10 protein-coding genes are annotated in these 9504 nt (G+C 72.8%); 8 read left to right on the top strand and 2 right to left on the bottom strand.

The genetic code is table 11. The features are described 5' to 3' along the window. Positions 1-110 precede the first annotated feature (110 nt). The gene (locus tag GSF22_RS25625; protein ID WP_208816296.1) at positions 111-1439 is read left to right on the top strand and encodes a M20/M25/M40 family metallo-hydrolase; all 1329 of its coding nucleotides are present in this window, start codon (positions 111-113) and stop codon (positions 1437-1439) included. Positions 1440-1512: 73 nt separating this feature from the next. Continuing rightward, the gene (locus GSF22_RS25630; protein ID WP_208816297.1) at positions 1513-2187 is read left to right on the top strand and encodes a hypothetical protein; all 675 of its coding nucleotides are present in this window, start codon (positions 1513-1515) and stop codon (positions 2185-2187) included. A gap of 55 nt (positions 2188-2242) precedes the next feature. Here the strand turns inward: GSF22_RS25630 and GSF22_RS25635 are convergent, their stop codons facing one another. Then, on the bottom strand, positions 2243-2434 hold the full coding sequence (locus tag GSF22_RS25635) for a DUF5703 family protein (RefSeq protein WP_208816298.1): 192 nt from the start codon (positions 2432-2434) through the stop codon (positions 2243-2245). A gap of 296 nt (positions 2435-2730) precedes the next feature. After that, entirely contained in the window at positions 2731-3702 is a 972-nt protein-coding gene (locus tag GSF22_RS25640; protein WP_208816299.1) for an aldo/keto reductase, read from the bottom strand. A gap of 188 nt (positions 3703-3890) precedes the next feature. Between GSF22_RS25640 and GSF22_RS25645 the strand changes: the two genes are divergently transcribed. The 6 genes from GSF22_RS25645 to mshC all read left to right on the top strand — a co-directional run bounded on the left by GSF22_RS25645 (position 3891) and on the right by mshC (position 9379). Beyond that, a complete protein-coding gene (locus tag GSF22_RS25645; RefSeq protein WP_208816300.1) occupies positions 3891-4943 on the top strand; it encodes an LLM class F420-dependent oxidoreductase in 1053 nt (350 codons plus the stop codon). Further along, complete coding sequence (locus GSF22_RS25650) at positions 4940-5776, top strand: undecaprenyl-diphosphate phosphatase (protein ID WP_208816301.1); 837 nt, start codon at positions 4940-4942, stop codon at positions 5774-5776. Before GSF22_RS25645 ends, GSF22_RS25650 begins: the two co-directional genes overlap by 4 nt. 75 nt (positions 5777-5851) lie before the next feature. Beyond that, a complete protein-coding gene (locus GSF22_RS25655; protein WP_208816302.1) occupies positions 5852-6562 on the top strand; it encodes an MSMEG_4193 family putative phosphomutase in 711 nt (236 codons plus the stop codon). Positions 6563-6677: 115 nt separating this feature from the next. Further along, on the top strand, positions 6678-7259 hold the full coding sequence (locus GSF22_RS25660) for a DUF3090 domain-containing protein (protein ID WP_208816303.1): 582 nt from the start codon (positions 6678-6680) through the stop codon (positions 7257-7259). After that, entirely contained in the window at positions 7256-8074 is an 819-nt protein-coding gene (locus GSF22_RS25665) for an SCO1664 family protein (protein WP_208816304.1), read from the top strand. The genes GSF22_RS25660 and GSF22_RS25665 overlap by 4 nt, the downstream gene beginning before the upstream one ends. Positions 8075-8140: 66 nt before the next feature. After that, complete coding sequence (gene mshC / locus GSF22_RS25670) at positions 8141-9379, top strand: cysteine--1-D-myo-inosityl 2-amino-2-deoxy-alpha-D-glucopyranoside ligase (protein ID WP_208816305.1); 1239 nt, start codon at positions 8141-8143, stop codon at positions 9377-9379. The last annotated feature ends 125 nt before the right edge of the window (positions 9380-9504 follow it).

Here is a 9504-nt window from a genome sequence, read left to right on the forward strand (position 1 = left end):
CTCCAGGGCTGACGATGGTGCCCCCGCCGGTACCCGCACACCCGTCCCACGAAACCCGGCCCGGCCTGCCGGGCACCCCGTCGATCCCTCGCGGCTGGTAAGAACGACCCATGACTGCCGACGCCGCCTCCACCCCGCCCAGCCCGACCGACGAGGTCGTCGAACTCTGCCGTGACCTGCTCCGCATCGACACCACCAACACCGGCGACAACGCCACCAGCGCCGGGGAACGCCGGGCGGCGGAGTACGTCGCGGAACGGCTGCACGAGGTGGGGCTCACCCCGGTCGTCCACGAGTCCGCGCCCGGCCGGGCGAACCTGGTGGTCCGCATCCCCGGCACCGACCCCGGTCGGGACGCGCTGCTGGTGCACGGCCACCTGGACGTGGTACCGGCCGACGCCGACGAGTGGTCGGTGCACCCGTTCTCCGGCGAGATCCGCGACGGCTACCTGTGGGGCCGGGGCGCGATCGACATGAAGGACTTCGACGCGATGGTGCTGGCCGTGGTACGCGGCTGGCAGCGTACCGGCGTCCGCCCGGCCCGGGACATCGTGCTCTGCTACACCGCCGACGAGGAGGCCGGCAGCGAGTACGGGGCGCACTACCTCGTCGAGCAGCACCGGGACCTCTTCGACGGGTGCACCGAGGCGATCGGTGAGGTGGGCGGCTTCTCGTACTCGATCAACTCCGAGCAGCGGCTCTACCTGATCGAGACGGCCGAGAAGGGCATCGACTGGCTGCGGCTGCACGCCAAGGGCCGGCCCGGGCACGGGTCGATGGTGCACGATGACAACGCGGTGACCGCGCTCGCCGAGGCGGTCGCCCGGGTGGGCCGGCACCGTTTCCCGGTGGTGGTCACCCCGACCGTACGGGCCTTCCTCGACGCGGTCTCCGACCTGCTCGGCATCGAACTCGACCCGGACGACCCGGAGGCGGCGATCGCCAAGCTCGGTCCGATCGCGAACATCATCGGGGCGACCATCCGCAACACCGCCAACCCGACCCGGCTGGCCGCCGGCTACAAGGACAACGTGATCCCCGGCCGGGCCACCGCCACCATCGACTGCCGCAGCCTGCCCGGCCAGTCCGAGCTGCTGGAGCAGCAGCTGCGCGAGCTGGTCGGCCCGGACATCGAGATCGAGTACGTCCACCGCCAGCCGGCCGTGGAGACCACCTTCGACGGCGCGCTGGTGGAGGCGATGTCGGCGGCGCTGCTGGCCGAGGACCCGGGGGCCCGGCCGGTGCCGTACATGCTCTCCGGTGGCACCGACGCCAAGGCGTTCTCCCGGCTCGGTATCCGCTGCTTCGGGTTCGCCCCGCTGCGGCTGCCGGCGGACCTGAACTTCTCGGCGTTGTTCCATGGCATCGACGAGCGGGTGCCGGTGGACGGGCTACAGTTCGGCGTGCGGGTGCTCGACCGGTTCCTGCGCGACTGCTGAACCGCACCACCACCCGCTCACACGGACGCCGGCCGACCGGCCCGTGGGATCCATGACGAAGGGACTGCCACACATGACCGACCAGCACGCCCAGCTGGACGCTGCCCTGGAGCGCGTGATCGAGGCCGCCCGGGGGCACCTGGCCGCGGTCAAGGCCGCCGAGGGCCGGGTCGACGACGACAACGTCTGGCAGGCGTACGTCGCGCTGAACAACGCGTCGTTCGCCTACGACGAGCTGCTGCTCGACGCGTTCGGTGAGGTGACGCCGTGGGACGTCGACTCGATCGACCCGGACGAGGCCGACGAGCGTTTCGGGGTCGGTCTGGGTGGGGCGGACGGCGCCGAGCCCGGTGACCCGCACCCCCGGGTGCTGTCGGTGCGTCAGCGCCGTGACTACCGGGTGCCCAGTGTGGCGGCACTGATCCGGGTCGCCGAGGCGGCCCGCCGGGCGGCGGCGCCCGAGGACGACGAGTCGGCGCCGGTCGAGGGGGTCGGTGAGGCGGTGCTGGAGCTGCTGCAGAGCGGGGACGGTTCGCTCGGCGCCCTCGACATTCCGGAGCTGGAGCCGCTGGACGGCGTGGTGATGGTCAGCGAGGTGGGCACGCCGGTCGACCTGGAGTCGTTCGACGACGACGACGCGGCCGGACCGTTCCAGCCGGCGGCCGACGACCGCCTCGTCGGCCGGCTGGACGAGCACCCGTTCCTCGACCACGACCACGACCACGACGAGGCCGGGCACTCGCACTGAGCCGGTCGCCCCGGGGGCCGGTCGGTCCCCGGGGCGCGGTGGGTGTGGGCGAGGGTCAGTAGGACAGGCCCGGCTGTGTCGCGTTGACCAGCCGGCGGCGTAGCACCACCTGCCGCGTGCCGTCCCGGAACAGTCGCACCCGGGCCAGCTCCCAACCCGAGTACTCCGCCTGGATCGCCAACTGCGCCGCGGCGGTCAGCCGGTCGACGTTCGAGGGCAGCCGCAACGGCGCGTATTCGTAGTCCATGCCCTCCATCCTGCCTACTACTGCCGGTCGGACACCACCCCCGGTACGCCTCCGGCACACCGAGCGTCGCCATCCGCCCGCCCCGGTCCGTCCGGTGCGACCGGGTCGTCCTGGTTCACTGGCGTCCTGTCGAGCTGCTGGCACAGATGGAGCAGGGTGCCGGACGGTCTGCCCGTACCGGTGACGGAGCAGGGCGCCGGGCGGTCTGCCCGCACAAACGGAGCAGCTCGACAGGACGGCGGTGCGGGCGCCGGCCCCCGCCCGCCCCGGGTCCGGCCGGTGGCCGGTGGTCGCGGTCAGCCGTCGCGTTCGGGGTAACCGACGGGTACCGCCGAGACGTCGTCGAGGGCGACGGTGATCTCCGCCGGCAGGCTCATCCGTTCCACCTGCAACGCGCCGAGCAGTTGCCCCACCGTGCGGGCACCGAGGATCGGGGCGACCACCCCCGGCCGGTCGCGTACCCAGGCCAGCGCCACCTCCATCGGGGAGACGCCCAGGCCGCCGGCTGCGGTGGCCACCGCCTCGACGATGCTGGAGCAGCGCGGCTCCAGGTACCGGGCCACGAACCGCTCGAAGTGGGACGAAGCGGCCCGGGAGTCGGCCGGCCGGCCGTGCCGGTACTTGCCGGTGAGCACCCCCCGACCCAGCGGTGACCAGGGCAGCAGGCCGAGCCCCAGCTCCGCGCAGGCCGGCAGTACCTCCCGCTCGATGCCCCGCTCCAGCAGGGAGTACTCCATCTGCGCGGCGACCACCGGCGCGCGGCCGGGATAGGCGGCCTGCCAGGTGGCGGCCCGGGCGGTCTGCCAGCCGGAGAAGTTCGACACCCCGATGTAGCGGACCCGCCCGCTGGCCACCGCGTGGTCGAGGGCGCCGAGGGTCTCCTCCAGCGGGGTGCCCGGGTCGTAGCCGTGTACCTGCCAGAGGTCGACGTGGTCGGTGCCGAGCCGGCGCAGCGAGGCGTCGAGGGTCCGCAGCAGGTGCCCCCGGGAACCGTCCCGGCGCCGGGGGGAGCCGGGACGCAGCCCGGCCTTCGTGGCGATCAGCAGGTCGTCGCGGGGCACCAGGCTGCCCAGCAGGGAACCGATGACCGCCTCGGCGTCCCCGTCGCCGTAGACGTCGGCGGTGTCGATCAGGTTCCCCCCGGCGTCGAGGTAGCTCTTCAGCTGGGCGGCAGCGTCATCGGCGTCGGTGTCCCGGCCCCAGGTCATGGTGCCGAGCGCGAGCCGCGAAACCGCCAGCCCGCTTCGGCCGAGCGGTCGCTGTTGCATGGGTGAACCTTATTTCGAACACCGGCGTACGGATATCCTCGGTCGGCGCCGAACTCGACCGGTTCCCGACAGCAGCGCCGGGCCGGTGGGGCCGCCGTACGCGCCGGATCGCCCCGACGACCGCCGTCCGGCCCGTGAGTCGCGTTGCGTAACCTGATGCGACCTGTGCTGCGAAGTGGGGAGGACCAGTGCGACTCGGGCTCAGCCTCGGCTACCAGACGGCGTGGAGTACACCCGCCGACCATCTCGCCCTGGCCCAGGAGGCCGACCGGCTCGGCTACTCGGTGGTCTGGGCGGCGGAGGCGTACGGCTCGGACTCGCCGAGCATGCTGGCCTGGATCGCCGGGCAGACCGAGCGGATCGACGTCGGCAGCGCGGTCATGCAGATCCCGGCGCGTACCCCGGCGGCGACCGCGATGACCGCGGCGACCATCGACGCGATCTCCGGTGGCCGGTTCCGGCTCGGCCTGGGCGTCTCCGGTCCGCAGGTCTCCGAGGGCTGGCACGGCGTCCGGTTCGGCAAGCCGCTGGCCCGGACCCGGGAGTTCGTCGACATCGTCAAACTGGCGATCGCCCGCAAGGAGGTCGCCTACGACGGCGCCCACTACACGCTGCCGCTGCCGGACGGGCCGGGCAAGGCGCTGCGGCTCGGCTTCCACCCGCCCCGCGAGCACATTCCGATCTACCTGGCCGCCGTCGGTCCGAAGAACCTGGAGCTGGCCGGGGAGATCGCCGACGGCTGGCTGGCCGTGTTCTACGCCCCCGAGTTCGCCGCCGACCAGCTCGCCTCGGTCGCCGCCGGGCGGGCCAAGGTCGGCAAGGAGCTGGCCGGGTTCGACGTGGTGCCGAGCGTGCCGGTGGTGGTCGGTGACGACGTGGCTTCCTGCGCCGAGCTGGTCCGCTGGTACGCCGCGCTCTACGTCGGCGGCATGGGCAGCCGGGAACAGAACTTCTACAACCAGCTCGCCACCCGGATGGGCTACGGCGACGCCGCCCGCGAGGTGCAGGACCTCTACCTGGCCAAGCGGCAGCGGGACGCGGCAGCGGCGGTGCCGATGGAGTTCATCGACCGCACCTCGCTGCTCGGGCCGAAGGAGCGCATCGCCGAGCGGATGCGGGAGTACGCCGCCGCCGGGGTGACCACCCTGTCGGTGACCCTCTTCGTCGCCGACCGGGACAGCGGCATCGCCACCCTGCGGACCTGCGCCGAGGCACTGGAACTGGCCGGGGTGGGGGAGTGAGCTGGATCGAGGCGATCGTCCTGGGCATCGTCCAGGGCCTCACCGAGTTCCTCCCGGTGAGCTCGTCGGGGCACCTGCGGATCACCTCCGCGATCTTCTTCGAGCGGGACGCCGGGGCGTCGTTCACCGCCGTCACCCAGTTGGGTACCGAGGCGGCGGTACTGATCTACTTCGCCAAGGACATCTTCCGGATCGCCCGGACCTGGATCGTGGGCATCTGGGACTCCTCGGTACGCGCCAGCCTCGACTACCGGATGGGCTGGTACGTGATCATCGGGTCGATGCCGATCGGGGTGTTCGGGTTCCTGTTCAAGGACCAGATCCGGGAGACCGCCCGCAACCTGTGGGTGGTGGCGACCACCCTGATCGTCTTCGCCTTCGTGCTGGCCTTCGCCGAGTACTGGGGCCGGCAGACCCGGACGCTCACCGACTTCCGGATGCGCGACGGGGTCGTGATGGGCTTCGCCCAGGCGATGGCGTTGATCCCCGGGGTGTCCCGGTCCGGCGGCACGCTCACCGCCGGCCTCTTCCTCAGCCTCACCCGTGAGGCGGCGGCCCGGTACTCCTTCCTGCTGGCCATCCCGGCGGTGGTGATGTCCGGCATCTTCAGCATCGGCGACGTCTTCGAACCGGCGGCGCCGGGCACCTCGGTGCCGAGCGTCGCGCAGATGGTGGTCGCCACGGTGATCGCCTTCGGGGTCGGCTACGCGGCCATCGCCTGGCTGCTGCGCTACGTGGCGCACCACACCCTGTACGTCTTCGTGCTCTACCGGGTGGCGCTGGGCAGCCTGGTGCTGGCGTTGCTGCTGACCGGCACGATCAGCGCCACCTGACCCCGGTCGGCGCCACCTGACACCGGGGCCACGTCGGCGGTCCGTCGCTGGGGGTCGCCCCGTCCACCGCCTAGGGTGGTGGACGTGGCGACCCTTCTGCTTCTGCGACACGGCCGTACGACGGCCAACGCCGACGGTGGCTTGGCCGGGCGGCAGCCCGTCGAGTTGGACGAGACCGGCCGGGCCCAGGCGACCGCGGCGGGCGCCCGGCTGGCCGGACTGCCCCTGGCCGCCGTGGTGACCAGTCCCCTGATCCGCTGCCGGCAGACGTTGGAACTGGCCCTGCCCGCCGCCGAGCCGGTCGCCGAGGAACGGCTGATCGAGTGTGGTTACGGGGCGTGGGAGGGGCAGCCGCTGCGGACGCTCGCCAAGGATCCGCTCTGGCCGGTGGTGCAGCAGCATCCGAGCGCGGTGGTGTTCCCCGACGGTGAGCCGATGGCCGCGATGGCGGCCCGGTCGGTGGCCGCCGTCCGCGACTGGGACGCCCGGGTCACCGCCGCGCACGGGCCGGACGCGCTCTGGCTGGCCTGCGGCCACGGCGACGTGATCAAGGCGATCGTGGCGGACGCGCTGGGGCTGCACCTGGACCTGTTCCAGCGGATCGTGGTGGATCCGGCCTCGGTGACCGTCATCCGGTACACGCCGGTACGGCCGTTCCTGGTCCGGCTCAACGACGTCGGCGGGGACCTGACCGGGCTGGTTCCGCCGGCGAGGAAGTCCCGCCGTCGGTCACGGCGGGCCGATTCGGACGCAGCGGTCGGTGGCGGCGCGGGAGCGACGCGGTGACCGGGATCCCGACCCTGCCGTTGACCTGCGGGGCCACCGGAGCGGCCCGGGAACGGCCACGATTCCCCCTCGGTGGGCTACGCGCCGGCTCAGCGGGCCGGATAGGGTCGTGGGTATGAGCCACCAGGTGCACGCTTTCGAACCGCCCGAGCGGTTCGTCGCAGGGACCGTGGGCCCGCCCGGTGAGCGGACCTTCTTCCTCCAGGCGCGTGGCGGCGGTCGACTGGTCAGTGTCGCGCTGGAGAAGGTCCAGGTGTCCCTGCTCGCCGAGAAGCTCGAGGAGCTGCTCGCCGAGGCGACCCGCCGGTTCGGGGTGGAGTTGTCGGACACCCCGGCCGTGGTCTCCGACAACGAGCCCCTGGACACCCCGGTCGACGAGGAGTTCCGGGTGGGCACCCTGGGTCTGGCCTACGACGTCGACACGGCCACCGTGGTGATCGAGGCGATCGCGGCGGGCGAGACGGCCGAGGGCGAGCTGGGCGACGACGACCTCGACGACGACGAGGAGTCCGACGACGACGAGCCGGACGACGACCTCGACCGGTTGCGGGTCCGGCTGACCCCGCAGGCGGTCCGGGCCTTCATCGACCGGGCCCGCCGGGTGGTGGCCGCCGGCCGGCCCCCCTGCCCGCTCTGCGGCCAACCGCTCGACCCGGCCGGACACCTCTGCCCCCGGCACAACGGCTACCACCGGTGACCAGCTCCGAACTGCAACCCCGGCTCGACGAGGGCGCCGCGCTGCGCCTGCTGCGGTCCGGGGAGTTCGAGCTGGAGGGCCGGCTGGTCGACGCCTCGAACACCACGCTGCGGGGTTTCCTGACCCTGGACGGGGTGACGGCGCGCTGTGTCTACAAACCGGTGCGCGGTGAACGACCGCTGTGGGACTTCCCGGACGGCACGCTCGCCGGGCGGGAGGTGTCGGCGTACCTGGTCTCCCGGGCGACCGGCTGGGACCTGGTCCCGCCGACGGTGCTGCGGGACGGGCCGCTCGGGCCGGGTGCCTGTCAGCTCTGGATCGAGGAGCCGTCCGGGGCCGAGCCGTTGGTCGCGTTCGTACCGGCCGACATGGTGCCGCCGCGCTGGTTCCCGGTCGCGGCGGCCCGCGACGACGACGGGGCGGCCTACACGTTGGCGCACGCCGACGATCCCCGGCTGGCCCGGCTGGCGGTGCTGGACGCCGTGATCAACAACGCCGACCGCAAGGGTGGGCACGTCCTGCTCGGCGCCGACGACCGGGTCTACGGCGTCGACCACGGGGTGAGCTTCCACGTCGAGGAGAAACTGCGGACGGTCCTGTGGGGCTGGTCCGGTGCGCTGCTGCCGCCGGACGCGCTGGAGATGCTGGCGCAGTTGACCGGTGAGCTGGACGGCGGGTTGGCCGACGAGTTGGCCGGGCACCTGACCGTCTCCGAGGTGGCCGCGTTGCGGTCCCGGATCGACCGGTTGCGGGCCGACGGGCGGTTCCCGCAACCGCCGGTGCGGTGGCCGGCGATGCCCTGGCCGCCGATCTGACCGCTGTCACCTTGATCACTTTCGAGCTGTCACCGGCGTCCGGTGGAGCTGGATAGGCTGACGGGCATGGACACTTGGGCGGGACATGAGGTGCCGCGGCTGCCGGGGACCGGGCAGCCGCTCGCGTTGTACGACTCGGCGCGGCAGGCCGTGACACCGGCGGGCCCGGCCGGTACCGCGACCATGTACGTCTGCGGGATCACCCCGTACGACGCCACCCACCTCGGGCACGCGGCGACGATGATCGCCTTCGATCTGGTGCAGCGGGTCTGGCGGGACAACGGCCTGTCGGTCGACTACGTCCAGAACGTCACCGACATCGACGATCCGCTGCTGGAGCGCGCCGAACGCGACGGCGAGGACTGGGTCGTCCTGGCGATGCGGGAGACCGCCCTGTTCCGCGAGGACATGGAGGCGCTGCGGATCATCCCGCCGACCCACTACGTCGGTGCGGTGGAGTCGATCCCGGACATCGCCGAGAAGGTCGAGACCCTGCTCAAGGACGGCTCGGCGTACCGGTTGGAGGACGGCACCGGCGACGTCTACTTCGACATCTCCGCCGCGCCCCGGTTCGGGTACGAGTCCAACCTGTCCCGCGAGCAGATGCTGGAGTTCTTCGCCGAGCGCGGCGGCGATCCGCAGCGCGCCGGCAAGCGCGACCCGCTGGACCCGCTGCTGTGGCGGGGTGCCCGGGAGGGGGAGCCATCCTGGCAGGGCGGCGCGCTCGGGCAGGGCCGGCCGGGCTGGCACATCGAGTGCGCGGTCATCGCGCTCAACCTGCTCGGCGACCGGATCGACGTGCAGGGCGGCGGCAACGACCTGCTCTTCCCGCATCACGAGTGTTCGGCGGCGCACGCCGAGCGGCTCACCGGTACCGCGCCGTTCGCCACGCACTACGTCCACGCCGGCATGATCGGACTGGACGGCGAGAAGATGTCCAAGTCCAAGGGGAACCTGGTCTTCGTGTCCCGCCTGCGGGCCGACCGGGTCGACCCGATGGCGGTCCGGCTGGGGCTGATGGCCGGGCACTACCGGTCCGACCGGGCCTGGACCGACGAGCTGCTGGCCGACGCGACGACCCGGCTGGAGCGTTGGCGGGCCGCCGCGTCGGCCGCCACCGGGCCGTCGGGGGAAGCGCTGCTGGCCGGGGTACGGGACCGGCTCGCCGACGATCTGGACGCCCCCGGTGCGCTGGCCGTCGCCGACGCGTGGGCCGAGGCGGCACTGGCCGGTACCGGTGCCGACGCCGGTGCGCCGGCCCTGTTCGCCCGTACGGTCGACGCGCTGCTCGGTATCCGCCTGTAGGTCGCTGCCCGCGCCGACAACCCGCTCCCGCGCAGTCAACCCGCTCCCGCGCAGTCAACCTGCGTCAGCCCGCTCGCCGGGTCGTCAGCCCAGCACGAGTCCGGGGTCGGGGTCCGGGTCGGGGG

The sequence above is a fragment of the Micromonospora echinofusca genome (assembly GCF_017614955.1).
In the GTDB taxonomy this organism is placed as follows: domain Bacteria; phylum Actinomycetota; class Actinomycetes; order Mycobacteriales; family Micromonosporaceae; genus Micromonospora; species Micromonospora echinofusca_A.

Coding starts and splice junctions, on each gene's coding strand:
- GSF22_RS25630 (WP_208816297.1), top strand. CDS start 1,513: ATGACCGACCAGCACGCCCAGCTGGACGCTGCCCTGGAGCGCGTGATC.
- GSF22_RS25635 (WP_208816298.1), bottom strand. CDS start 2,434: ATGGACTACGAATACGCGCCGTTGCGGCTGCCCTCGAACGTCGACCGG.
- GSF22_RS25640 (WP_208816299.1), bottom strand. CDS start 3,702: ATGCAACAGCGACCGCTCGGCCGAAGCGGGCTGGCGGTTTCGCGGCTC.
- mshC (WP_208816305.1), top strand. CDS start 8,141: ATGGACACTTGGGCGGGACATGAGGTGCCGCGGCTGCCGGGGACCGGG.
- GSF22_RS25660 (WP_208816303.1), top strand. CDS start 6,678: ATGAGCCACCAGGTGCACGCTTTCGAACCGCCCGAGCGGTTCGTCGCA.
- GSF22_RS25625 (WP_208816296.1), top strand. CDS start 111: ATGACTGCCGACGCCGCCTCCACCCCGCCCAGCCCGACCGACGAGGTC.